The sequence below is a fragment of the Pleomorphomonas oryzae DSM 16300 genome (assembly GCF_000422965.1).
Taxonomy (GTDB): Bacteria; Pseudomonadota; Alphaproteobacteria; order Rhizobiales; family Pleomorphomonadaceae; genus Pleomorphomonas; species Pleomorphomonas oryzae.
The window spans coordinates 310,688-334,807 of sequence record NZ_AUHB01000004.1; the positions used below are offsets into that span (position 1 = coordinate 310,688).

At 63.7% G+C, this 24,120-nt stretch carries 20 protein-coding genes; 6 read left to right on the plus strand and 14 right to left on the minus strand.

Translation table 11 applies throughout. From position 1 onward, the window contains the following. Positions 1–32: 32 nt before the first annotated feature. The 5 genes from pyc to G522_RS26235 all read right to left on the minus strand — a co-directional run bounded on the left by pyc (position 33) and on the right by G522_RS26235 (position 9,076). Positions 33–3,473 carry a pyruvate carboxylase gene (gene pyc / locus G522_RS0109115; protein WP_026790776.1) on the minus strand — a complete coding sequence of 1,147 codons (3,441 nt, stop codon included), beginning with the start codon at positions 3,471–3,473 and terminating at the stop codon, positions 33–35. Positions 3,474–3,754: 281 nt separating this feature from the next. Then, positions 3,755–5,938: a glucans biosynthesis glucosyltransferase MdoH gene (gene mdoH / locus G522_RS0109120; protein ID WP_210162905.1), complete on the minus strand. Its 2,184-nt coding sequence runs from the start codon at positions 5,936–5,938 to the stop codon at positions 3,755–3,757. Beyond that, positions 5,926–7,485, minus strand: a complete 1,560-nt coding sequence (locus G522_RS26230) for an OpgD/OpgG family glucan biosynthesis protein (RefSeq protein ID WP_051228471.1) — start codon at positions 7,483–7,485, stop codon at positions 5,926–5,928. Before G522_RS26230 ends, mdoH begins: the two co-directional genes overlap by 13 nt. Positions 7,486–7,704: 219 nt before the next feature. Continuing rightward, positions 7,705–8,496 (minus strand): DeoR/GlpR family DNA-binding transcription regulator, encoded by a 792-nt coding sequence (locus tag G522_RS0109130; RefSeq protein WP_026790778.1) that lies wholly within the window; start codon positions 8,494–8,496, stop codon positions 7,705–7,707. Positions 8,497–8,530: 34 nt separating this feature from the next. Beyond that, positions 8,531–9,076: a peptide deformylase gene (locus G522_RS26235; protein WP_051228472.1), complete on the minus strand. Its 546-nt coding sequence runs from the start codon at positions 9,074–9,076 to the stop codon at positions 8,531–8,533. 314 nt (positions 9,077–9,390) lie between these two features. Here G522_RS26235 and G522_RS0109140 point away from each other — a divergent pair, with 314 nt between their 5' ends. The 5 genes from G522_RS0109140 to acs all read left to right on the plus strand — a co-directional run bounded on the left by G522_RS0109140 (position 9,391) and on the right by acs (position 13,426). After that, positions 9,391–9,711 carry a hypothetical protein gene (locus G522_RS0109140; protein ID WP_026790779.1) on the plus strand — a complete coding sequence of 107 codons (321 nt, stop codon included), beginning with the start codon at positions 9,391–9,393 and terminating at the stop codon, positions 9,709–9,711. A 261-nt stretch (positions 9,712–9,972) separates the two neighbouring features. Then, entirely contained in the window at positions 9,973–10,257 is a 285-nt protein-coding gene (locus G522_RS0109145) for a YciI family protein (protein ID WP_026790780.1), read from the plus strand. Between the two features lie 31 nt (positions 10,258–10,288). Then, positions 10,289–10,702 carry an EVE domain-containing protein gene (locus tag G522_RS0109150; RefSeq protein ID WP_026790781.1) on the plus strand — a complete coding sequence of 138 codons (414 nt, stop codon included), beginning with the start codon at positions 10,289–10,291 and terminating at the stop codon, positions 10,700–10,702. After that, positions 10,699–11,352: a class I SAM-dependent methyltransferase gene (locus G522_RS0109155; protein WP_026790782.1), complete on the plus strand. Its 654-nt coding sequence runs from the start codon at positions 10,699–10,701 to the stop codon at positions 11,350–11,352. The genes G522_RS0109150 and G522_RS0109155 overlap by 4 nt, the downstream gene beginning before the upstream one ends. A gap of 112 nt (positions 11,353–11,464) precedes the next feature. After that, on the plus strand, positions 11,465–13,426 hold the full coding sequence (acs, locus tag G522_RS0109160) for an acetate--CoA ligase (RefSeq protein ID WP_245586627.1): 1,962 nt from the start codon (positions 11,465–11,467) through the stop codon (positions 13,424–13,426). A 67-nt stretch (positions 13,427–13,493) separates the two neighbouring features. Here acs and mbfA read toward each other — a convergent pair whose 3' ends face one another. From mbfA to htpX, 9 genes are all read right to left on the minus strand, one after another. Beyond that, complete coding sequence (mbfA, locus tag G522_RS0109165; RefSeq protein ID WP_026790784.1) at positions 13,494–14,471, minus strand: iron exporter MbfA; 978 nt, start codon at positions 14,469–14,471, stop codon at positions 13,494–13,496. 10 nt (positions 14,472–14,481) lie between these two features. Further along, positions 14,482–15,879, minus strand: coding sequence for a sensor histidine kinase (locus G522_RS0109170; protein WP_026790785.1), 1,398 nt, complete (start codon positions 15,877–15,879; stop codon positions 14,482–14,484). Then, on the minus strand, positions 15,876–16,577 hold the full coding sequence (locus G522_RS26240; RefSeq protein ID WP_051228473.1) for a response regulator transcription factor: 702 nt from the start codon (positions 16,575–16,577) through the stop codon (positions 15,876–15,878). Before G522_RS26240 ends, G522_RS0109170 begins: the two co-directional genes overlap by 4 nt. After that, entirely contained in the window at positions 16,577–17,125 is a 549-nt protein-coding gene (locus G522_RS0109180) for a cytochrome b/b6 domain-containing protein (protein ID WP_026790786.1), read from the minus strand. Before G522_RS0109180 ends, G522_RS26240 begins: the two co-directional genes overlap by 1 nt. A gap of 4 nt (positions 17,126–17,129) precedes the next feature. Next, on the minus strand, positions 17,130–17,417 hold the full coding sequence (locus G522_RS0109185) for a PepSY domain-containing protein (protein WP_036838743.1): 288 nt from the start codon (positions 17,415–17,417) through the stop codon (positions 17,130–17,132). A gap of 207 nt (positions 17,418–17,624) precedes the next feature. Continuing rightward, positions 17,625–19,214, minus strand: coding sequence for a bifunctional phosphoribosylaminoimidazolecarboxamide formyltransferase/IMP cyclohydrolase (gene purH / locus G522_RS0109190; protein WP_026790788.1), 1,590 nt, complete (start codon positions 19,212–19,214; stop codon positions 17,625–17,627). A gap of 114 nt (positions 19,215–19,328) precedes the next feature. Next, positions 19,329–21,074 (minus strand): heparinase II/III family protein, encoded by a 1,746-nt coding sequence (locus G522_RS26245; protein WP_051228474.1) that lies wholly within the window; start codon positions 21,072–21,074, stop codon positions 19,329–19,331. A gap of 149 nt (positions 21,075–21,223) precedes the next feature. Then, on the minus strand, positions 21,224–22,519 hold the full coding sequence (locus G522_RS0109200) for an RsmB/NOP family class I SAM-dependent RNA methyltransferase (protein ID WP_036838749.1): 1,296 nt from the start codon (positions 22,517–22,519) through the stop codon (positions 21,224–21,226). A 140-nt stretch (positions 22,520–22,659) separates the two neighbouring features. Further along, positions 22,660–23,643, minus strand: a complete 984-nt coding sequence (htpX, locus tag G522_RS26250; protein WP_036838625.1) for a zinc metalloprotease HtpX — start codon at positions 23,641–23,643, stop codon at positions 22,660–22,662. 88 nt (positions 23,644–23,731) lie between these two features. Here htpX and G522_RS0109210 point away from each other — a divergent pair, with 88 nt between their 5' ends. Next, a complete protein-coding gene (locus G522_RS0109210; protein WP_026790790.1) occupies positions 23,732–23,929 on the plus strand; it encodes a DUF1674 domain-containing protein in 198 nt (65 codons plus the stop codon). Positions 23,930–24,120 lie beyond the last annotated feature (191 nt).

Genomic DNA, 24,120 nt, shown 5'->3' on the forward strand with positions numbered 1-24,120 from the left:
TTCGTTAGAGCTCCAGGCTTGGGGCTGAGGCCTCACTCCTTGAGGACGATCAGAAGATCCTTGGCGTCAATCTGAGAGCCCGCCGTGACCAGCACCTCGGCGACGGTGCCGTCGCGCTCGGCGTGGATCGACGTTTCCATCTTCATCGCCTCGATGGAGAGCAGCACGTCGCCGGACTTCACCACCTGGCCCGGCTTCACCGCCAGCGTCGACACGACACCCGGCATCGGCGCTGCCACATGGTTCGGGTCACCGGCATCGGCCTTGCGTCGCTGGGTCTGGGCAGCGGCAGCGCTCGACCGGTCGGGCACGCGCACCATGCGCGGCTGGCCATTGAGTTCGAAGAACACCCGGACCATGCCCTCATTGTCCGGCTCGCCGATCGCCTGGCAAATCAACACCAGCGACTTGCCGCGTTCGAGCTCGATGTTCAGCTCGTCACCGGCCTGCATGCCGTAGAAATAGACCGGGGTCGGCAGCACCGACGTCGGTCCGTAAGTTTCCTGCGACTTGGCAAAATCCAGGAACACCTTGGGATACATCAGGTAGCTGGCAAGATCCTGCTCGGTCGGCGTCCAGGGCAGCTTCTCCGCCAATTCGGCACGCGTCACCTCGAGATCGACCGGCGGGATCAGCGACCCCGGCGGTACGGTGATCGGCTCCGCACCCTTCAGGATCTTGGCCTGAAGATCCCTGGGCCAGCCCCCCGGCGGCTGTCCGAGGTCGCCGTGGAACATCTCCACCACCGAGTCAGGGAAGGTGACGTCCTTATCCGGATCGAGCACGTCGGCCGAGGTCAGCGCCGAGGAGACCATCAGCAACGCCATGTCGCCCACGACCTTGGACGACGGCGTTACCTTGACGATGTCGCCGAACATGCGGTTGACGTCTGCATAGGTCTTGGCCACGTCGTGCCAGCGGGTCTCCAGGCCCAGCGAGCGGGCCTGTTCCTTGAGGTTGGTGAACTGGCCACCGGGCATCTCGTGGAGATAGACCTCCGAAGCCGGTCCCTTCAGGTCATTCTCGAATGCGCCATAGTGGTTGCGCACCGCCTCCCAATAGAAGGAGATGCGGCGGATGGCCTGCTGATCGAGGCCGGTCGGCCGCGGCCCGCCTTCCAGTGCCGCCACGATCGAGCCGAGGCAAGGCTGCGAAGTGTTGCCGGAAAAGGCGTCCATGGCGGCATCGACGATATCGACGCCCTCCTCCACCGCTGCCAGCACCGACGCGGCGGAAATGCCGGAGGTATCGTGGGTGTGGAAATGGATCGGCAGGTCGGTCGCCTCGCGCATCGCCTTGAACAGCACGCGGGCGGCCGCCGGCTTCAACAGGCCGGCCATGTCCTTGATGGCGATGATATGAGCGCCGGCATGCTCCAGCTCGCGCGTCATGCCGACGTAATACTTCAGGTCGTACTTGGCGCGGTCGGGATCGAGGATGTCGCCGGTGTAGCAGATCGCCGCCTCGAGCACCTTGCCCTGGTCGAGCACGGCATCCATCGAGACGCGCATGTTGTCGATCCAGTTGAGGCAATCGAACACGCGGAACACATCGACGCCACTAGCGGCAGCCTGCTGCACGAAATGCCGCACGACGTTGTCGGCGTAATTCTTGTAGCCAACGCCATTTGAGCCACGCAGCAGCATCTGCATGAGGATGTTGGGCGCCTTGTCACGGATCTTGGCAAGGCGCTCCCACGGATCCTCCGTCAGGAAACGCATGGCGACGTCGAATGTTGCGCCACCCCAGCATTCCAGGCTGAACAGTCCCGGCAGACCACGCGCGTAGGCCTCCGCGATGTTGGCCATGTCGTGCGTACGCATGCGCGTCGCCAGAAGCGACTGGTGACCGTCGCGCATGGTGGTGTCGGTGATCAGGACATTGTTCTGCTCGCGAATCCACTTCGCTAGTGCCTCGGGCCCGCGCGAGGTGAGCAAATCGCGGGTCCCCGGAGTGATGCCACCGGAGAAGGTCGGCACCACCGGCTTGGGGCCCTCGCCAGGCTTCGGACGCTTACGGGTTTCAGGATGACCGTTGACGGTGACATCGGCGATATAGGTCAGGAGCTTGGTGGCGCGGTCGCGGCGCTTGACCAGTTGGAACAGCTCCGGCGTTTCGTCGATGAAACGGGTGGTGTAGCGGTTCTGCTGGAACTTCGGATGAGAGATGATGCTCTCAAGGAAGGTCAGGTTGGTGGCGACACCGCGGATGCGGAACTCGCGCAGCGCACGCATCATGCGGTTGATCGCCTCGATCGGTGTTGGCGCCCAGGCTGTCACCTTCTCCAATAGCGGATCGTAGAAGCGGGTGATCACCGCGCCGGCATAGGCGGTACCGCCATCGAGACGGATGCCGAAGCCGGTGGCACCGCGATAGGCGGTGATGCGGCCGTAGTCGGGAATGAAATTCTGCTCGGGATCCTCGGTCGTGACGCGGCACTGCAACGCATGACCATGCAGGCGAATCTCTTCCTGCACCGGCACACCCGACTCGGGCGAGCCGATCCTGGCGCCCTCGAGAATACGGATCTGAGCGCGCACCACGTCGATACCGGTCACCTCCTCGGTGACGGTATGCTCGACCTGAATGCGCGGGTTGACCTCGATGAAATAGAAAGCGCCACTGTCGGAGTCCATCAGGAACTCGACGGTGCCGGCGCAGTAATAATTGGCCGCCTTGGCAATCGTCACGCCAAAGCCTGTGATTTCCGCGCGCTGGGCGTCGGTGAGGTAGGGGGCCGGCGCCCGCTCGACCACCTTCTGGTGGCGTCGCTGCACCGAGCAGTCGCGTTCGAACAGGTGGACGATGTTGCCGTGGATATCGCCGAGGATCTGCACCTCGACGTGACGGGCCCGCTCGACCAGCTTTTCGAGATAAACCTCGTCCTTGCCGAAGGCCGCCATGGCCTCGCGCTTGGCGGTGACCACTTCGCGCAGCAAGGTCGCCTCGTCACGAATGACGCGCATGCCGCGGCCACCGCCGCCCCAGGAGGCCTTCAGCATCACCGGATAACCGATGCGCTTGGCTTCCGCCTTGACCACTTCCATGTCGTCGGGCAGCGGATCGGTGGCCGGCATCACCGGCACGCCCGCCTCGATGGCAAGATTGCGGGCCGCCACCTTGTTGCCGAGCTGGCGCATGGTCTCGGGTGACGGGCCGATGAAGGTAATGCCGGCGTCGCGGCAAGCCTCGGCGAACTCCGGGCTTTCCGACAGGAGGCCATAGCCGGGATGAATGGCGTCGGCCTTGGATTCCTTGGCGACACGCAGAAACTCAGAAATGCTGAGATAAGCCTCGATCGGTCCGAGGCCAGCCCCGATCTGATAGGCCTCATCGGCCTTGAAGCGATGCAGCGCCAGCCGGTCCTCCTCGGCATAGACGGCGACCGTCTTGAGGCCGAGCTCGTTGGCAGCGCGGAAAACGCGAATGGCGATTTCGGATCGGTTGGCGACAAGCACCTTGGTGATCGGCACGGCAAGCTCCATAGGGGAAACTACGTTGGGGGTTTCCCTAGCAGGCTTGGGAGCTAATGTCATATCCCCACGGCACTTTTTGCCATCGTCCTTTGGGGGCAAGGCCAAACGCACCGTAAGGCGCCGAAGCGATCAAACCGATTTAGATTTGGTAGATTTCACCGCGACTTACGGCACGTCTCGCGGGGACGGTCCAGTCGAAAGCGGAATAGGTCATGCAAAACGCGCATGCCGGCTGCATCCAGCACGCATGGCGATGGCGGCGGCCGCCATCGCTTTGCTCAGGCGGACCGAGCCGTCTTCTCCGCCACGCTGTGGCGCCTCAGCGGCTTTTGCGCCAGCGCGTCGAGAATGCGCGGCGTGGCAATCAGCGTTGCCCGCTCTTTGGAGTCGAGGAAGGAGACACCCTCTTCAATGGTCTCCGCCTCACCGATCTTGGCCAGCGCCAGTGCCGACACCGGGTCGACGCGTCCGGGCGGACGCGGCGCCATGCGATCGATCAACGCGAGATGCTGCATCAAAAGATCAGGGTCGGCGACGATTTCGACAAGGTTGGGCGCGGTGGCAACCGCCTCGACATAGGCAGGCCGAGCCTCATCCATGCGTCCTTGAATATTGGGACGATGGTGCTCCTCCGGAATTCTCAGCAGACCAAGCCATTTCACGAAGCGACCGACGGCGTTGGAACCGGTAAGGCCGGAAATCGGCACGGCGAACACCATGCCGGCAATGGCCGGCGACAACCAGGCGAACAGCTCCCAGCTGTCGGCGATCGCTGCCCAGGCCAACGCCAGGCCGGCCAGCACGTGCCAGCGATGGCGAACGATAAGATCGCCGATCGGCAAGCCGCCGTCGTCGCGCCGCTGCGGCTTCCAGCCGGCATCGCGATGTAGCACGATCTCGGTGACCGCGCCCGTCTGGATCAGCATCATGATCGGCGCGACCAGGGCCGATACCACCATTTCGAAAAGGAAGGACAGTAGGAGGCCGACGAAGCCGCCCGATGCCTTGCGGTCGCGCGAGTTCAGGAAGAAGGCGAGGAGGCCGAGCACCTTGGGCAGGAACAGCACGCCCATGGTAAGGGCGAACAGGCTGAGCGCTCGCTCGGCGTCGATCCGCGGCCAGGACGGGAACAGCTGGAACTCGTCCTTGAAATATTCCGGCCGGATGTAATGGGCCTGCAGCGTCAGCGCGAGACCGGAGAGGATCAAGAGCAGCCACAAGGGCGAAGCGAGATAACTCATGATGCCGGTGAGGATATGCGAGCGCGACACCCAGTGCAGGCCCCGCCCGCCGATCACCTTCAAATGCTGCAGGTTACCCTGACACCAGCGGCGGTCGCGGATGGCGAGGTCGACCAGTGACGGCGGGCTTTCCTCGTAGGAGCCGGAGAGATCGTCGGCGATGATGACGTTCCAGCCGGCACGGCGGATCAGCGCCGCCTCGACAAAGTCATGGCTCATGATGTGGCCGCCGAACGGCGGCTTGCCGCCGAGCTCCGGCAGGCCGGCCGAATTCAGAAAGGCCTCGGTGCGGATGATGGCATTATGGCCCCAGAAGTTGCCTTCCTTCTGGACCCACCAGGAGAGTCCCGTGCCGACCACCGGTCCGTAAACACGGCCGGCAAACTGCTGCAGCCGGGCCATGATCGTGGTGCCGTTGACGAGCATGGGAATCGTCTGAATGAGGCCGGCGTCGGGGTCGGCTTCCATCCGGCGCGCCAACTCGACGATGGTCCGCCCTTCCATCAGGCTGTCGGCATCGAGCACCAGAAGATGGTCGTAGGCACTCGCCCAGCGCTTGCAGAAGTCACCAACGTTGCCGGCCTTCTTGGCCGTGTTGTTACGCCTGCGGCGGTAATAGATCCGGGTAAAGCCGCCGATGCGCTCGCGAGCGGCCAGCAGCGCCGCTTCTTCCTGCAACACCACGTCAGGATCGGTGGTATCGGCCAGCACGAACCAGTCGAAGGCGTGGCTCTGACCGAGCGACTCGACATCGCGGGCCATCGCCTCGATGGCGGCGAAGATGCGCGACGGGTCTTCGTTGTAAGTCGGCATCAGCATCGCCGTGCGCTTGCGCAGCGGCTCGTCCGACCATGGCGCCGGCCGGGCGAACCGGCGGCTGACCAACTTCAGAAACCCGAACACCGAGGCCACCGACGACAGGGCGATCCAGGCGAAGGTGATGGTGAACAGGCCCAGCACGATACGCTCGATGGGCGTAAGATCGCCAAGTGCCAGCACCGCGTACATCTCGCTGACGGCATAGCCGAGCAACGCAGCCGTACCGCCGATCACCGCGAAGCGCTTCAGAAACGACGAGCGACTGTGAGAATTCACCAGATGCCGCCGGCTCTTGCGGCTGAACCGCTTGAGATCCTGCGGCGGCATGTCGGCCGGATGCTCCGGCGGCATTCCGGTAGCGTATCGCCCACTGACGGCGACGTCGCGAATTATGCTGTCCATCGGAAGGCCCAGGTCTCGGCTGCCGGCCCCGTTTCGAAGGTCAGCGCCGCCGTCAGCTCAATCAGAGTTTCGTTCTGCGGATCGAGTTCGAACGAGAGGCGCAGTCCCTTGGTTTCGGAATTGGGGACGACGACGACGTTTTTCACCGTGCCCTTGGACGCTTGAACCGATGCCTTGGCATTGCCGAGCTTGGCGGGATCGACGCCTTGGAAGAAGCCGTAGTCTATGACGAAGAGGCGCACCGGCGTCGGTCCGCCGACACCCGCCCGCCCTGACCGCGTCGCGGTGACATAGGCAGAGCCGGCCGCCAATGCCGGGTCATTGCCCCAGAACAGACGGTAGGCGAAGAAATACTCAGTGCCGCCCGGAATCTTGTCCTGCGGCGCCCAGTAGACGACGATGTTGTCGTGAATTTCGGAATTGGTGGGAATTTCCACCAACGTCACCGCACCAGCGCCCCAATCGCCTACCGGCTCGATCCAAAGCGATGGCCGCCGCTGATAGGATGCTTCGAGATCTTGGTAGGAATCGAAACTGCGATCGCGCTGAACAAGGCCGAAGCCGCGCGGGCTACGATCCTGGAAGGCGGAAATCTGCAACTCTTTAGGATTGGCCAGCGGCCGCCACCAGCGGTCACCTCGGCCGGTAACCATCAGCATGCCGTCCGAATCGTGCACTTCCGGCCGGAAGTCGTCGATCTCCGTGCGACCGTTGGCCGAGAAGTAGAACATCGACGTGCCAGGCGCGAGACCGACCTTCTCGAGATCGGCACGCGGGAACAGCTGCGCCTCGACGTCGATGGTGGTCGGCAGTCCGGGTCGGATGGTAAAGCGGTAAGCACCCGACACCGAGGGACTGTCGAGCAGCGCGTTGACGACGCAGGTATCCGAACCGGCGGCCGGCGTCTCGACCCAGAAAGCTCGGAACAGCGGAAATTCTTCGCCTTCGGGATCGGCGGTCTTGAGAGCGAGACCACGCGCCGACAAGCCATAGGTCTGGTCTTTGCCAAGCGAACGGAAGTAGCTCGCCCCCTGGAACACCAGCACCTCGTCAAACACATCGGGCTTGTTGAGCGGCGAATGCAGACGGAATCCGGAGAAGCCGATGTCTTCAGCCGGAATCGGCTGCGGCACCAACGGCCCATAACTGAACAGATTGGGATCGTAAGGAACGTGCGTCGCCTGACCATTCGCGACGAGCGCCATCTCCACCGGCTCCTTGAAATAGGAACCGCGGTGGAAGAGCTGCATCTGGTAGGGCAAACCTTTGTCTGCCCAGATCGCTGCCTCGGGACGGAATCGAATATCGCGATATTGATCGTAGGTCAGATTTTCGAGGATCGGCGGCAAGCTGGTGTCCGGCGCCTCGTAGGCCTTCTTGGCCAGAGCACGCGCGATCTCGGCCACCGTCGAACGGGTGAACGGCCCGGTGACGGCGAACTGGTGCTGCTGCGTCGCCGCCCGCGCCGCGACTGGCACGCCAGTCGCAACCACGACAGCGCCGATCGCCGTCAATGCTTGCGTCAAAAAGTCACGGCGATCGATCATGGGATTCCCGTCAGAAAGGTCCACAGCGGCTCCACTCGTCATTCACTTGGGCGCGGGAACAGTGCGCGAGACATAAAGTTCCCACGCCACCACCACGATGCGGTGCCGGCTCACCCGGCCTCCCCAAAATGCCCTCTTACCCCGTTGGATTCCAACATGTCACGTGGATACCAGACCGACACGATGGTGCAAAGAACCATACGCGGCCAGCCGACGAAATTATACAGCGTCACCCGCATGCCCGCCATGACTGGAAGCGGTTTCAATGAGCTCAACCTCCGCTTCGCCGCATAAGCGACGCACGCTTTCGCGGGGACAACGATCGGTAACGAAGACATCAACCTGCGCAACCGAACCAATCCTCACCGGCGCCGTGCGCTCGAACTTGGTCTCATCAGCCACCAGGATGACACGACGCGCATTGGCGATGATGGCCTGCGCCACCTTCACTTCGCGAAAATCATAGTCATAAAGCGCGCCGTCCTCGTCGATGGCCGACGTGCCGACGATGGCGAAATCCACCTTGAACTGGCGAATGAAATCCACCGCCGCCTCACCAATGATGCCGCCGTCGGCATGGCGAACCTGTCCGCCAGCGATCACCACATCGATGCCCGCATAGGCGCGCATCAGGTTGGCAACATTGATATTGTTGGTGATGACCATCAGTCCTGAATGCTGTAGCAGCGCCTGCGCCACCGCCTCGGTGGTCGTTCCGATATTGATGAACAGCGATGCGTCATTGGGAATGAGCGAGGCGGCCGCCTCGCCGATGGCCCGCTTTTCCGAAGCAGCGATCTGACGCCGCGCCTCATAGCCGACGTTCTTCACTGTGGAGGCGAGCACGGCTCCACCATGAACGCGGGCCAGCAGGCGACGATCGCAGAGTTCGTTGAGATCCTTGCGGATGGTTTGCGGCGACACCTCGAAGCGCGCCGCGAGATCGTCGACCAAAACGCGGCCGACCTCGCGAGCGAGATCCAAAATGGCGTGTTGGCGATCGATCAGCATAGCTCTCCAAGGAAAAGCAGTTAGCGGGCTCAGTCTAGCTATGAATGGGGAAATCTCGCGGCGGTAAAGTGGCAAAGGAGGCAGAAGGGCTGCCGAGCTTCTGATATCGCTTGATCACCCGCTCCCTTTTGAGGCGCGACAGCCGCACGATCCAGAACACGCCGTCGAGCTGATCGATCTCATGTTGCAGTACGGCGGCATGAAAGCCCTCGGCTTCCTCGACGCAACTGATACCCTGAAGATCCGAGTAGCCGACACGCACCGCGCGCGGCCGCTCGATTTCGGCGCTGACGCCAGGCATGGAGACCGATCCCTCCTCGTTGATCATGGTCTCCGCCGAAGCCCACGCGATGACCGGATTGACGTAGACTCGCACCGCTTCCGCCTCCGATGGCCGTACGGCAATAACCCGCCGGAGAACGCCGATATGCGAGGCAGCAAGGCCGATCGCCGGTGCCGCGACGACAGCGGCAACGAGATCGTTGGCCAGCGTGACCAGCCCGTCGTCGAACGCCGTGACCGGTTCGGCAACAACCCGAAGCCGGAAATCTGGGTATGTCAGCAGGCTCGGCAACGTCATGGATGGGAATCTCTGAACAGCATCAACAAAGTCTTACCATTGCTCAGCCGGGGAACTTCATAAGTATTACCATTTAATGGGATCGGAAAATTCATAATTCCTAACGGCCATTCACCGCGAAAAAGCCGAAGAAGCGCCATTTCCGCCAAGCTACTGTAAATGCGGCGCCAGCATGGCTAACAACCAGTAAAGAGGGATGCGCCGCGGGTTAACAAAAACCTGACGGAAAGGCAAAAATTGCCGTTTATCTCGGAACGAGGCCTTCAACCGGCACTGATACAAACCAGGCAATCGCGTTCCGGAGTTCCTGCAAGATGAAACGCCTTCTCGTCGCCGCGGCAGCCGCTTCCCTCCTCGTTGCCGCTTCTTCCACCGGGGCCTTCGCCTTCAACATGAACGTTCCGAAGTCGGTGGTCATGGCAGCCATATCGGCGCCGACCGTCAGCTCCACCGAGCGGACCTTCGTTTTCCCGCCGCTCACCTTCCTGTCGGTGGCCGGCGATTACGCCGCCCGTGTCCGCACCGAGGTGATCGACGTATTCGCTCCCGGCATCTTCAGCGGCATCGGTGCTGCTTATCATCGCGCCCTCGGCGCGCCGGCTACCTCCGCCGTACCGAACGTCGTCGCCATCTGATCGTCTGGACCGGCCGCAGGAACGCGAGCGGCCGCAACGGGCGATGACGACAGATGCTAGACCTTCCGACAAGTGGCCCCAGCGGTTCGTTCCGCTGGGGTTGCTTGCTTTGGAACACCGCTGGTCGAGCTTTCGCCTCGCATTTCATGACGAGAGGCGGGAACCCCAGCCCAGGCATCTCCTTTTCGATCAGAGTGTTCCCTCTCGCTGGGAAATGCTCTAGGGTCCGCCTCATTCCATCGTCCGCATTCGAGGCGAACCATGCATTATGTCGTCAATTGCATCGACAAGGTGGGGCTTCTCCCCGTCCGGCAGGCCAACCGCGCTGCCCATCTCGACTACGTTAAAGCCAACGCCGACACGATCCTGGTTGGCGGCCCCTATCTCGACGAAGCCGGCAACATGATCGGCTCGCTGCTGATCACCGAGGCTGTCGACCTCAAGACGCTGCAGACCGTGCTGGCCGAGGACCCTTATGCCCGCGCCGGCCTGTTCGAAAGTGTTGACATCAAGCCATGGAAATGGGTGATCGGCGCGCCCGGCTGACGCCGCCGCCACGCCGCAACAGGGAGCGCCCATGGCCCACTGGCTGTTCAAGTCCGAACCTTTCAAGTTCTCTTTTGCCGACCTCAAGGCACGGGGCGCGGCCGGTACCGAATGGGATGGCGTGCGCAATTATCTCGCCCGCAACAACATGCGAGCGATGCAGGTAGGCGATCAGGGCTTTTTCTATCACTCCAACGAGGGCCTCGCCGTTGTCGGCATCTGCGAGGTGGCCGCCCTCTCCCACCCCGACAGCACCACCAATGATCCGCGTTGGGACTGTGTCGACGTGCGAGCGATCCGCGACCTCAAGCGTCCGGTCACGCTGGCCGAGATCAAGGCCGAGCCCTCGCTGTCCAAGATGAGCCTGGTCACCTCGATGCGCCTTTCGGTGCAGCCGGTGACCGACGAGGAGTGGTATATCGTCCTCGCCATGGCCGAGCGGTGACCGACCTTTCCCGCGAGCGCGCATTCATTTTGCGCGAAACCCGTTCCAAGGCGCCGCCGCTGGTGCCGGAGATCCGCTTGCGGCTCGCCGACGAGGCGATGGACCTTTGGCAGGCGACCGAGACCGACCTCGGCCGCGCCGGTCTGCCCCCACCGTTCTGGGCCTTTGCCTGGGCCGGCGGTCAGGCCCTCGCCCGTTACGTGCTCGACCATCCCGATATCGTTCGCGGTGCCCGCGTGCTCGATTTCGCCGCCGGCTCTGGTGTGGTCGGCATCGCCGCCAAGCTCGCCGGCGCCCGTGAGGTGGTCGCCGCCGACATCGACACCTACGCCCGCGCTGCCATCCTGATCAACGCCGCCGACAACGGCATAGTGTTGAGCGCACCGGACACCGACTTTCTCGACTGTGGCGCCGCCGGCTTCGATCTCGTGCTGGCCGGCGACGTTTTCTACGAGCGGCCGATGGCCGTGCGTGTCGAGCCCTTCCTGCGCGCTGCCCAATCGGCCGGTGCCGCCGTGTTGTTTGGCGATCCCGGTCGTACCTATTTGCCCGCCGCCGGCATCGAGCCGCTGGCAAGCTACGAGGTAGCCGTGCCCCGCGCCATCGAGGATCGCGACGTCAAAACGACCCGCGTCTGGCGCTTCATCTGAGCAAGCCTCGGCATCGTCGCCGCGCCAATTAGCCGGGCGGCTAATGGATTTACGTGTTTTGCCGGACCATAGTGCAGCCGATTGGCGTGGGGACGAGGGGGAGCCCTGCGCGATGGAGGTGTCACATATGTCCGGTGGTGAGGTTTTCGAGGTGCCTGCGGCGCTTGCCGCGTCGGCCTTTATCGACAACGACAAGTACCTGGAGCTCTATAAGCGCTCCATCGAAGATCCCGACGGCTTCTGGGGGGCGATGGCCGGCCGGCTTGACTGGATCAAGCCCTTCACGCGGGTGAAGAACACCTCCTACGATCCGCATCATGTATCGATCCGCTGGTATGAGGACGGCATTCTCAACGCCGCTTATAACTGCGTTGATCGCCATGCCGACCGCACGCCGGATAAGGTGGCCATCCTCTGGGAAGGTGACGATCCGGCCGACCAGCGCGCCATAACCTATCGCGAGCTTCAGGAAGAGGTCTGCCGGTTTGCCAATGTGTTGAAGACGGCTGGCGTCAGGCGTGGCGACCGCATCACCATCTATCTGCCGATGATTCCCGAGGCCGCCTTCGCCATGCTGGCCTGTGCTCGCATCGGCGCCGTCCATTCCGCAGTATTCGCCGGTTTCTCGCCCGACAGCATTGCCGGCCGCATCCGCGATGCCGGCTGCTCGGTGGTCATCACCGCCGACGAAGGCATACGCGGCGGCCGCCGCGTTCCGCTCAAGGCTAACGTCGACGCGGCGCTCGAAAAATGCCCAGGGGTATCCAAGGTCTTGGTGGTGCGCCGGACCGGCAAGCCAGTCGCCATGCAGGAGGGACGCGACGTCTACTATGACGAGGCGGCCAAGGACATGGCCACCGACTGTCCCGTCTCACCGATGAGCGCCGAAGACCCGCTGTTCATCCTCTACACGTCCGGATCGACCGGCAGTCCCAAGGGCGTGCTGCACACCACCGGCGGCTACCTCGTCTATGCTTCGCTGACCCACCAGTGGGTATTCGACTGTCACGAAGACGATGTCTACTGGTGCACCGCCGACGTCGGCTGGGTGACCGGCCATTCCTATGTGCTCTACGGTCCGCTCGCCAACGGCGCGACGACGCTGATGTTCGAGGGCGTGCCGAGCCATCCCAATCCGTCGCGCTTCTGGGAAGTGATCGACCGCCACAAGGTGACGATCTTCTACACGGCGCCGACGGCCATTCGCTCGCTGATGGCCCATGGCGAAGAAGCGGTGAAGCGCACATCGAGAGCATCGCTCCGCATCCTCGGCACGGTCGGCGAGCCGATTAACCCGGAGGCCTGGCTCTGGTACCACCGCGTGGTCGGCGACGGCCGCTGCCCGATCGTCGACACTTGGTGGCAGACCGAGACCGGCGGCATCCTGATCACGCCGCTGCCTGGCGCCACCCGCCTGAAGCCGGGATCGGCGACGCGGCCGTTCTTCGGTGTCGAGCCGGCCATCGTCGACGCGCTCGGCAACGTCCTGGAAGGGCCAGCTGAAGGCAACCTGGTGATATTGACAAGCTGGCCCGGCCAGATGCGTACGGTCTATGGCGACCACGACCGCTTCGTGCAGACCTATTTCTCCACGTATCTGGGCATGTATTTCACCGGCGACGGCGCCCGACGCGATGAGGACGGCTATTATTGGATCACCGGCCGCGTCGATGACGTCATCAATGTCGCCGGCCACCGCATGGGGACGGCGGAAGTGGAAAGCGCGCTGGTCGCCCATCCGAAAGTGGCCGAGGCCGCCGTCGTCGGCTACCCGCACGACATCAAGGGACAGGGCATCTACGCCTATGTCACACTGATGGAAGGCGAAACACCGACCGACACGCTGGCCAGCGAGCTGACGCAGTGGGTGAGGAAGGAGATCGGACCGATCGCCTCGCCCGACAAGATCCAGTTCGCCGTGGGGTTGCCCAAGACGCGCTCGGGCAAGATCATGCGCCGCATCCTGCGCAAGATTGCTGAGGATGACTTCGGCTCGCTCGGCGACACCTCGACGCTGGCCGATCCCTCGGTGGTGACCGATCTGATCGATCATCGCCAGAACCGGCACGCCTGATAACAAAGGGGGCGGCCCATGCCGCCCCGCTGTTTTTCGCGAAGTGTGTAAAATTCCGCCGGATACGTCAGCCACCACCGATCAGGATGCCGGCGGCAAGTACCAACGCACCGCCAATCACCACCTGAATCACCGCCCGGAAGAACGGCGTTTCCATATAGCGGTTCTGGATGCCGGCGATCGCCCAAAGCTCAATGAAGACGATACAGAGCGCAATCGCCGTCGCCAGATGGAAATTGGGGACCAGATAGGGCAGCGCATGACCAAGGCCACCGAGCGCTGTCATGATACCGGAGGCAAGGCCGCGCTTGATCGGCGAGCCGCGGCCGGAGATGACGCCGTCGTCGTGGGCGGCTTCGGTGAAGCCCATGGAAATGCCTGCTCCCACCGAGGCGGCCAACGCCACCTGGAAGGTGGTCCAGGAGTTCTGCGTGGCAAAGGCGGTCGCGAAGATCGGCGCCAAGGTGGACACCGAGCCATCCATCAGCCCGGCGAGACCCGGCTGCACGTAGGTGAGGATGAACTGGCGACGGGCGACCATCGCCTCCTCTTGCTCCGCCGATGGCCCGACATTCTCCTCGCGGGCAGCCTCGGCGCCTTCCATATGGTGGCGTTCCTGCTCGGCGAGATCTCCGAGCAGGCGGCGGGCACCGGCATCCGAGACCCGCTTGGCCGCCTCCAGATAGAATTTATAGGCCTGCGCCTCCATGCGCGCCGCTTCTTCGCGAATACGCTCGACCCCCAGATTTTCGACCAACCACACCGGCTGGCGGGCATAGTAACCGGCCACATGTTCGCGCCGGATCAATGGGATCACCGGCCCGAACAGCCGCTGGTGCTCGGCGATCAGGAAGCGGCGATGGCCGTCTTCGTCCTTGACCATGTCATCGAACATCGCCGCCGTCGCGGGAAAGTCCTTGCGCAGCTTTTCAGCATAACTCGCATAGATGCGGGCGTCGTCCTCTTCGCTGGAGATGGCCAGCGCCAGGATCTCCTGCTCGTTGAGGTCGGAAAACCGACGGCGGTTGCCAAGTGAATTGAACATCGTTTCCTCATCAATGGGCGAAGGCGAAGCGGACACTGCAACCTTCGCCCGGAGCGGAGCGAATGGAAAGTGCAGCCCCATGCAGTTCGGCAATCCGCTCGACGATGGTAAGGCCAAGGCCGAGCGACCCCGATGCCTTCACGCGACCGAATTCGCCCTGCACTTCGCAAGGAACAAAACCTGAGCCGTTGTCGGAGACAGTGAGACTGCCATCCTCACTGACCACTACGAGAATATCGACGCCGCGGCCAGCGTGCTTCAGGCTGTTCTCTATCAGATTTCGCACCACATTCTGTATCAGCGAAGGTACCAACTCCACCTTCACCGCCCCTCCACCTTCGAAGGCAATGGTCGAGCCCCGATCGATGACGAGAGGCGCCATGTCGGCAACCATACCGGCGGCGAGATCGGCAAGGTCGGTTTCAACAAAAGCGGCGTCATCCACGACATCGAGACGAGCCAGCGCCGTCAGCTGTTCTAGAATATGCGACAGGCGCTCGATATCGGCCTGGGCCCGGCGAGCACGGGGATCGTTGATCCTGTCGAGCTCAAGGCGCAAGACCGCCAGCGGCGTTCGTATCTCATGGGCGACGGCCGCCGAAAATACCTTTTGAGCCTTCACCATCTCGGCGGTGCGCGCAAACAGCCGGTTGATCGCTTCGACAAAACCGGCGATTTCCTTAGGCATCGCGTCGTCGATCGCCAGGGGCACCGGAGAGCGAGGGTCGATGGCATCGGCCGCTCGGGCCGCCGCCGACACAGGCCGGAGCGCCGTGCTGATCGAGAATATGCTGGCGCCGATTGTCAGGGCCAGCATCAGTCCCATCGGCACCAACATGTGATCGATCATTTCGCCGGTCAGGATGGCGGCGAGGAAATCGTCCGGGTCGTGAAGGACCGCCACATCGACAAGCACCCGCTCGCCATCGATGAGGAAGGCACGGCCACCAGCAACGCTGAGCGGCTTGCCCGGTTCGATCATTCGATGCCAGTCATCCGGCGCCTCTTCCGATGGGGGGAGGAAATGCTCTTCGCACTCTTCGCCACAGTTGGAGTAGACGGCCCGCCCCTCCTCGGTGCGGATACGCACGAAGGTGGCAGGCGGCAGATGGTTGGCAAGATTGCCATCGTCATGGATCAGACCGGCGTCATCGGCCTCGTCGACAACACCACTATAACGGCTGAGAACCGGCGCTTTCGGGTCGATCGTCAAGACCCCGGCCACGCGATGGATGGATGCGGCGATCGCCTCGGTCTCCCGTTCGATCAGGATATAGCCGAGTTCCTGGTCGTCGAACCAATAGCGAGAGAAGATCTGGGCCACTTGCAGCAGCATGGCCAGGAAAGCGAAAATCAGAATGCGTCGGGCAACCAATCCGGCAAGCCGCTTGCGCCGGCGTCCGCTCATGGCGCCGCCTCGCCGGCATCCTCGGCAAGGCATTCCCGCATCAGATAACCAAGGCCGCGCACCGTGGCGATCTCAACGCCGCTGGCAAGGCCTTCGAGCCGCTTGCGCAGACGCGAAACGGCAAGGTCGAGCGCATTGGTGGTGAGCTCGCTATCATAGTCGGACAATGTCGTCTCCAACCGGCGGCGCGGCACCAGACGGCCGACATCGCGCATCAGCGCCTCGCAGAGCGCCCTTTCGCGCGGCGGCAAGGCAATCGCTTCGCCATTGGCGCTCAGAAGGGCGGTTGCCGGATCATAGGTGAGCTGGCCGGCGACCAGCACCGGCTGCAACGCCGTCGGCGATCGTCGCAGCATGGCCCGGCATCGCGCCAGGAACTCGCGGTGGTGAAAGGGTTTGACCAGATAATCGTCGGCACCGGCGTCGAGGCCGGCAATGCGTTCCTCGACGGTGCCACGGGCGGTGATGATCAGCACCGGCGTTACGTCGGCGGCGCGACGGATCGCTCGCAACAGATCCAGCCCATCGCCATCCGGCAGGCCGAGATCGAGGAGGATCAGATCGAAGTCGGTCGCGGCAATTGCCGCTTCCGCCTCAGTCAATGTACCAACCGCATCGAGGCGCCAGCCAGCCTCGCGCACTGCTTCTCCAAGCAGGGCTGCGAGGCGGGCACTGTCCTCGACCAGAAGAAGACGCATCAGGCGCGCTTTCTACCCGTCACCATCGACCAGACCAAATTCTCCCGGTGGCGCAGGCTTTCTAGGATGGCGGCAGCCGCATGGACCAGCGCCAGCACCATGATGGCGTTGGCAAAGCCCCCATGCAACTCCTCAAGCCACTCTTCTCCCCAGAAGGCGTCGAGCGTGGTCATCCAGCCGGTAATTCCAGTGGCCAGCAACAAGACCATGAGGGCCAGCATCATCACCGCAGCGGCCGGATTATGGCCGATGTGGCGCGGCTCCTCGCGCCGGACGAGCGCCTTGAGGTAGGGAACGAGGCGTGACGGCGTCGGAAAGAAATCCGAGAAGCGGGCATAGCGCGTGCCGACAAAGCCCCAAATGAGCCTGATCACCACGGCTCCGATCACCACATAGCCGACGTAGCGATGATAAAGCCGACCCGGCTTGAGAACGAACAGATTCAGGCAGACGGCTATCACCACCGTCCAGTGGAAGAGGCGGACGACCGGATCCCAGACCCGGACCGTCCGCGGCGGCGTGCTGCCGCCAGCGGACGCATCAGTCATGGTGTCAGTTCTGGCCCGTCTCGTCGCCGGCCTTCTCGCCGGTGGACGGGTTGAACAGCACTTCGGCCTTCTTGCCATTCTTGTCGAAGGCGTAGACCTCGTAGCAGGTTCCTTCCACCTTCACCTTTTTGATCTTGGTGTAGCCGGCGGCCTCAGCCTTGGCCTTGACGGCATCGATGCTCAGCCAGGTATCCTTGGCAGCATCGGTGCACTTGGCGTTTTCGTCATCGGCAAAGGCGGCGACAGGGGTCAGCACGACGGCGAATGCGACGGCAATCAGGGAGGTCTTCATAAACGGTTCCTCGAAAAACGGGCCGGCGCGTTGATCGCGCCGGCCCGCCAACCTTGGATCGAGAAACCTGTCGACTTCCTGTCGGAGGAGCGGATTGCCGCTGCCCCCCAAGGCGTTCCGCGGAAAGTTTGGCTTCGGCCCTCCGCAAAACACAGCTTAATAACAAGGGACTAGATCGATCCCTTATTCTTCGAGAAGCGTTTCATTCTAGTGCCGGAAGTGGCGCATGCCGGTGAACACCATGGCAATGCCAGCCTTGTCAGCGGCCGCGATCACCTCGGCGTCGTGGATGGAGCCACCCGGCTGGATGGCCGCGGTGGCGCCGGCGGCAATCGCCGATTCAAGACCATCAGCGAAGGGGAAGAAAGCATCGGATGCGACCACCGATCCCTTGGCCAGCGACTCCGGTAACCCGGCCGTTTCCGCCGCTTCGCCAGCCCGAATGGCCGCGATGCGGGACGAATCGACGCGGTTCATCTGGCCGGCACCAATGCCGGCGGTGGCGCCATCCTTCACGTAGACGATGGCATTGGACTTCACGTGCTTGCAGACCTTGAAGGCGAGCAGCAGATCGGCAAGCTCGGCATCGGTCGGCACACGTTTGGTCACCACCTTGAGGTCGGCGGCCGTGACGACGCCGTTGTCGCGCGACTGGACGAGCAGACCACCGGCCACCGTCTTGGCGGTGATGCCCGGCGCCTTCGGGTCGGGCAGACCGCCGGTGACCAGAAGACGCAGGTTCTTCTTGGCGCCCACGATGGCGATCGCCTCATCGGTGGCCGACGGCGCGATGATCACTTCGGTGAAGATTTCGACGATCTTCTTGGCCGTGTCGGCATCGAGCGTGCCGTTCAGCGCCACGATGCCGCCGTAGGCCGATACCGGATCGCAGCGGTGCGCCTTGGTATAGGCCTCGAGCAGCGTCGCGCCGGTGGCGACGCCGCAGGGGTTGGCGTGCTTGATGATGGCGACGGCCGGCACCGCCCGGTCGAACTCGGCCACCAGCTCGAAAGCGGCGTCGGTGTCGTTGATGTTGTTATAGGAGAGCACCTTGCCCTGAAGCTGCGTCGCCGTCGACACGCCCGGCCGGATCTCCGTCGAACGGTAGAACCGCGCCCACTGGTGCGGGTTCTCGCCGTAGCGCATGTCCTCGGCCAGCTTGCCGCCTATGGCGACGAAATCGCCGGTCTTGCCGCCGAGCACGCTGGCAAACCAGCCAGAGATCGCCGCGTCATAGGCACCGGTACGGGCATAGGCCTTGGCGGCAAGGCGGCGGCGCGTGTCGAAGGTAACGCCCCCCTGATCCATTTCAGCAATGACGCTGTCATAATCGGCCGGTTCCACCAGAACCGTAACATAGGCATGGTTCTTCGAGGCGGCGCGGATCATCGCCGGACCGCCGATATCGATATTTTCGATGGTCTCGTCATAGCCGGCGCCGCGAGCGATCGTCTCCTCGAAGGGGTAGAGATTGACCACCAGGATATCGATGGGGAGGATGCCGTGGTCGGCCATCGCCTTGGCATGACCGGCGTCGTCGCGAACGGCGAGAAGGCCGCCGTGCACCTTGGGATGCAGCGTCTTGACGCGGCCGTCCATGATCTCCGGGAAACCGGTGAAATCGGCCACTTCGGTGACGGGAATGCCGGCCTCGCTCAAAAGCTTCTTCGACCCGCCGGTGGTCAGCAGTTCGACGCCGCGGTCCGCGAGGGCGCGAGCGAACTCGATGAGGCCCGTCTTGTCGGAAACGGAAAGCAGCGCGCGCTTGGGAGCGACGCGATCGGGATGGCCAGCCATGGGGATTTCTCCGGAAGTGGGGATGGCCGCGCGATAGCACGAAAGGCCGCCGCGCGGAACCCGCGCCCAATCGATTTGGGACGGCTATCGCCGCTTTCTTCGCGAAAATCGTTATCAGGTGCCGGCGAACAGGTCCGGACCGGACCGAGGGTCACGGCCGCGCGGACGACCGCGTTGTCCTTCGGCGGTGCGGGTGAGCGCCCAGGCGACTTCCGGCGTCACGCGCGCCCGTCCCGGCAGCACGATCTGCAGGCTCTTGCGCCGGCCGAGCGTGTCGGACAGGAACACGCTGTCCTCGAGTTCCGGCGCGATCAGGCCGCATGTAAAAGTCCAGGCCTCGCCATCGGGCGCGACGAGCAGCACGTCGCCGCCGGCAGTGCGGTTCGCCCGGATCAGCGGATGCAGGTGGAAGCGGATGGCAAAGCGATCGTGGCGCGGCTTGCGGCCGGTAAAGGTCAGCCTGTCGGAGCCGACGATTTCGCCGCCGTCGATGCGCAACACGAGCCGCCGCTCGTGGATGGCGCCGAACCGGCCAACATAGCCGTCGTGGCTTGCCGCCAAGGCGATGACATCGTCGCGGTCCTCACGAGCCACCGGCACGTTGCGCGGGCCGTCGATCATGACCGGTCCAAGCCGGCGCACAAGGCGCGGCGTGTCGAGGAACACGCCCGACGAGATGTCCTCCAGAGACAGCGTCGAATGAGCCGGTGTCGAGCGGGCCGCCGAATGCCAGCGCGGATCGTCGGCGGCGCCGCAGTTGACGATGAAACGATTGGAGCCACTCGACATCTCGAACGACAGGCAGCCTGCGTGGGCCTTCTGACTGACGCCAACGGGCGGAATGCCGCCGGCATCCATCAGGATCACCGTACCGTTGGCCTCCAGCCTCTGGTAGCCGGAATGGCTGGCGTTTTCGACCGGACGGCCATGGGTGTCGTCATAAGCGTTGAGCGTCGCAAGCTGACCGGCGTGGCTGACGCTCATGCCGTTGAAATGCGGCAGACTGCCGTCCGAATGGCGGAAGAAGCGCAGCATCGGCATCATCCGGTCGATGGCGACGAGCAGCGCCTGCGGCGGATTGACGCCACGGTTGGAATAGGCCTGGCGCAGCGGCAGCAGGTCGGTCAGGAGATCGGCGATGACCGAGGGATCGCGGCTGATATGTCCACCGTCGGGCAGAATCTGTCGGCGGAGTTCCTGCTCCAACCGCAAGCCGGCCTGACGGGCAAGCCGACCCTGATTATCGGCGGAGAGCGCGAATACTCCGACGGCCACGGCGGCGAGCAGCCGCGGATAACCATCGACGGCATCGCTCTGGCGACCGCGCAACCGGCGCACCTGCCTGACCAATGACCGCAGGAAACGGCGATAGAAAGCACGATCGGCATCCCTCAGGATGAGGGGCGACTGGGTGATCCAGGCGATCACCCGCCGGGCCATGTTCTCGGTTTCATAGGCTTCAGGCGGCGCGTGTGCTTCCTGGGCGATCCAGTCGGCGACCAGAGCCCGCGCATTCTGGCGGACGAGCGCGTTCTCCGCCGCTCTCAGATGTCGCAGCCAGGAGAAGCCATGCAGCGCCCGCGTCCATTCCTGAGATGGCGAGGGCATGTCAAACGGTGAGCGACCACCGGTCTCCACCATCTTGCCGGCAAAGGCGAAGAGACCGGCGTAGATGTCGGCGGCAACAGTCGGATCGGTGGTGCGGATATCCTGGGGCGCGATGACCAGCCGTTCAGGCGTCGAGCCCGGCCACCGCCAGCGCGAGAAGGGGCCGCGTTCCAGCGCCGTCACAAAGCGGCGCAGGGCCAGTTCGCTGGCGAACAGCACCAGCCGGGCCGTGCCGGCGACTTGTGCGCGCATCGTCAGGCCCCCTTTCGGTGCTGGAGCAAGAATCACTCGCCCTCCGGAGGGACCGGAGGCGCTCATCACGGCATGAGACGCCTGGCTTGGTTACCAAGTGGTATGCGGAACCGATCAAATTTTTCGATGACGGGGCCGGCTGCCCTCCGTCACTGACGTCGGAGACGAGCGGCGAAGAAGCCGTCCAGACCGGAAAGCCGGGGATCTTCCAGCTTGAGGTGCGACGGCAGGGTGCGGACAAAGCCGTCGGGCGTGACAATCTCTTCCATGCCGAACACCTCGTCCGCCGTTACCGGCACCACGTCGAGCGGCGCTTCGATCAACCGGAGGCGACGAATCTGATCGGGACCTTCCTCGGGTTCCAGCGAGCAGGTGGAAAAGACCAGAAGACCACCCGGTCTGAGCATGCGGATCGCCTGATCGATCAAACGGCGCTGCAGAGCGGCAAGCGTGGCGACATCGGCGAGCTTCTTGCCCACGGCGCCATCGGGATGGCGGCGGAGCGTGCCGGTGGCCGTGCAGGGCGCGTCGAGCAGCACCATATCGAAGGTGCCGCCGAGCCATTCGGTGGCGTCGGCCTTGACCAGGTTGGCCTTGAGACCAAGCCGGTAGAGGTTGCGCTCAAGACGCTGCAGGCGATGATAGGATACATCGACGGCGGTCACGTCGGCGCCAAGCGCGGCGAGCTGCGCGGTCTTGCCGCCGGGCGCCGCGCAAAGATCAACGACCTTCTTGCCTTTGACATCGCCCAAGAGGTGGACCGGCAAGGTGGCGGCAGCATCCTGCACCCACCAGCCGCCCTCTTCGTAACCTTCGATCTTCTCCACGGCGCCAATGACGGGAAGGCGCACCGAGCCGTTAGGAAGCTTGACGCCACCGAGCCGGGCGGCCCATCCGTCGGGATCAGACTTTACGGAAAGGTCGAGCGTCGGCTCGAACGCGTTCATGGCGGCGATATCGCGCGCGGTATCCGCACCGTAGTTGGCGGTCCAGCGCTCCATCAGCCAAACGGGCGTGTTGAGGGTGATCGCATCCTGCTCGGCCAGGATGGTCGCCTTGTTCTCGGAGACCCGGCGCAACACCGCGTTGACCACCCCCTTGAACGGCTGCGCCGCCTTGTCGGCACCGGCGAGCTCGACGCCGAGCGCCACGGCGGCGTGGTCGGCAACATCCATGAATAGGATCTGGGCAGCCGAAACGGCAATCACCGCCTTGAGCGAACCGGCGTCATCCGGCAGCGGTCGCGTCAGAAAACGGGCGACGGCGTCATCGATCTGACCGTGACGGCGCAAGGCATAGCCGACGATGGCACGGGCAAGACCCCGATCGCGCGGATCGAGGCGCTGATAGCGCTCGGCTGCGGCGCCCTTGTCGAGCAGCGCGTCGAGAAGGCGGCCCTTCTGGACACCGTCGACCAGATCCACGGCGACGGCGCGCGCCTCCATGCCCTGCGGCCGTGGCGGACGGCGACCGGCCTGAGGTGGACGCCCGCCTTGGAAGGCGCCCTTCGGGCCATCATGGGGGCGTGCCGGCCTGAATGTATTGCCGGCTTTCCCGCCGCCCTTGCGGCCACTGTTGTCTGCGGTCATCCCCACGGTCCACGGTTCGAAGGCCGTCCGGCAGACCCGCCTCCGTTACCCCACGGGCCACTCCGGGAACCGCTCGGCCTGGCCCAGGGGCCATCCGCAACAGGTTCGGGGCTGCGCCGCCCGAAGCCGCCGTCATCCGCCATCGCCATCAAGGCGCGGATGCGGTTGCCGGTGTCCGGGTGGGTCGAAAACAGGTTGTCCATCCTGGCGCCAGACAGCGGATTGATGATGAACAGATGCGCCGTAGCAGGATTTTGCTCCGCTGTCATGTTCGGCACGCGTTTGGCGGCGCCGGCGATCTTGTCGAGAGCCGAGGCAAGCGCCAGCGGATTGCCGGAAATCTCGGCACCGCGCCGGTCGGCAGCGTATTCGCGCGTTCTGGAAATGGCCATCTGCACCAGCATGGCGGCGAGCGGCGCCACGATCGCCGCGAGAAGGATGCCGATGCCGCCGAGCGGACTGCGGTTCTCGCTGCTACGGCCCATCGAGCCGAAGAACAGGCCAAAATTGGCCAGCATGGAAATAGCGCCGGCAATCGTTGCCGTCACCGTCATGGTCAGCGTATCGCGGTTCTGAACATGGGACAGCTCATGCGCCATGACGCCGGCGATCTCGTCACGGTCGAGCATCTGCAGCAGGCCGGTGGTGGCCGCGACGGCGGCATGCTCAGGATCGCGGCCGGTGGCAAAGGCGTTGGGCTGTGGATTGTCGACGATATAGACCGCCGGCATGGGCAGACCGGCGTTGGCGGCCAAGCGCGCGACGATGTCATAGTATTCCGGCGCGCTCACCCGGTCGACGCGACGGGCGCGGTGCATCGCCAGCACCATCTTGTCGGCATTCCAGTAGGAAAACAGGTTCATGCCGGCGGCGACCACCAGCGCGATCAGCATGCCGCCTTGACCGCCAATCAGATAACCGGCGGTCATGAAGATCGCCGTCATCGCGGCGAGCAGGAGGGAGGTCTTGAAGAAATTCATCTGTGCTTCCGGTCTCCGGCTGTTATTCTGAACCGGATTTCAGATGAAGAAGATGGTACGCCGCCTGCCTGCCATCAAGGATAGGTTCATGACCGACACCCCGGAAAAACCCCGCTCAGCGCCTGAAAAAGTGCTGTCATCCGCTGCCCGTCGCGCATTGGCCGAAGCCGAGGAGCGCCGCCGCGCAGCGGCCGAGATCCGCCCGAAGGAAATTGGCGGTCGAGGCGGCCTCGAGCCAGCCCGCTATGGCGACTGGGAAGTGAAAGGCATCGCTGCCGACTTCTGAGCCCGCCGATCGAGGCTATCACGAAGCTCTGATCATCTTCACAGTTTGGCCCCATTCCCGCCTTGGCGGCGCCAAGGGAGGCCAGCAGGATGCCTTCGTCCCCCGGCAATGACGCTGCGGACGGGTTCCGGCTCAATCCAGCCCCCCAGCCCCCCGGAATTCGTTTTTGCAGGCGTTGCGCCTTTATGGCG

Bases quoted from the DNA above. Each gene is read 5' to 3' on its own strand.
- mdoH (WP_210162905.1), bottom strand. From the start codon at position 5,938: ATGGACAGCATAATTCGCGACGTCGCCGTCAGTGGGCGATACGCTACC.
- G522_RS26230 (WP_051228471.1), bottom strand. From the start codon at position 7,485: ATGATCGATCGCCGTGACTTTTTGACGCAAGCATTGACGGCGATCGGC.
- G522_RS0109130 (WP_026790778.1), bottom strand. From the start codon at position 8,496: ATGCTGATCGATCGCCAACACGCCATTTTGGATCTCGCTCGCGAGGTC.
- G522_RS26235 (WP_051228472.1), bottom strand. From the start codon at position 9,076: ATGACGTTGCCGAGCCTGCTGACATACCCAGATTTCCGGCTTCGGGTT.
- G522_RS0109140 (WP_026790779.1), top strand. From the start codon at position 9,391: ATGAAACGCCTTCTCGTCGCCGCGGCAGCCGCTTCCCTCCTCGTTGCC.
- G522_RS0109145 (WP_026790780.1), top strand. From the start codon at position 9,973: ATGCATTATGTCGTCAATTGCATCGACAAGGTGGGGCTTCTCCCCGTC.
- G522_RS0109150 (WP_026790781.1), top strand. From the start codon at position 10,289: ATGGCCCACTGGCTGTTCAAGTCCGAACCTTTCAAGTTCTCTTTTGCC.
- acs (WP_245586627.1), top strand. From the start codon at position 11,465: ATGGAGGTGTCACATATGTCCGGTGGTGAGGTTTTCGAGGTGCCTGCG.
- mbfA (WP_026790784.1), bottom strand. From the start codon at position 14,471: ATGTTCAATTCACTTGGCAACCGCCGTCGGTTTTCCGACCTCAACGAG.
- G522_RS0109170 (WP_026790785.1), bottom strand. From the start codon at position 15,879: ATGAGCGGACGCCGGCGCAAGCGGCTTGCCGGATTGGTTGCCCGACGC.
- G522_RS26240 (WP_051228473.1), bottom strand. From the start codon at position 16,577: ATGCGTCTTCTTCTGGTCGAGGACAGTGCCCGCCTCGCAGCCCTGCTT.
- G522_RS0109180 (WP_026790786.1), bottom strand. From the start codon at position 17,125: ATGACTGATGCGTCCGCTGGCGGCAGCACGCCGCCGCGGACGGTCCGG.
- G522_RS0109185 (WP_036838743.1), bottom strand. From the start codon at position 17,417: ATGAAGACCTCCCTGATTGCCGTCGCATTCGCCGTCGTGCTGACCCCT.
- purH (WP_026790788.1), bottom strand. From the start codon at position 19,214: ATGGCTGGCCATCCCGATCGCGTCGCTCCCAAGCGCGCGCTGCTTTCC.
- G522_RS26245 (WP_051228474.1), bottom strand. From the start codon at position 21,074: ATGCGCGCACAAGTCGCCGGCACGGCCCGGCTGGTGCTGTTCGCCAGC.
- G522_RS0109200 (WP_036838749.1), bottom strand. From the start codon at position 22,519: ATGGAGGCGCGCGCCGTCGCCGTGGATCTGGTCGACGGTGTCCAGAAG.
- htpX (WP_036838625.1), bottom strand. From the start codon at position 23,643: ATGAATTTCTTCAAGACCTCCCTCCTGCTCGCCGCGATGACGGCGATC.
- G522_RS0109210 (WP_026790790.1), top strand. From the start codon at position 23,732: ATGACCGACACCCCGGAAAAACCCCGCTCAGCGCCTGAAAAAGTGCTG.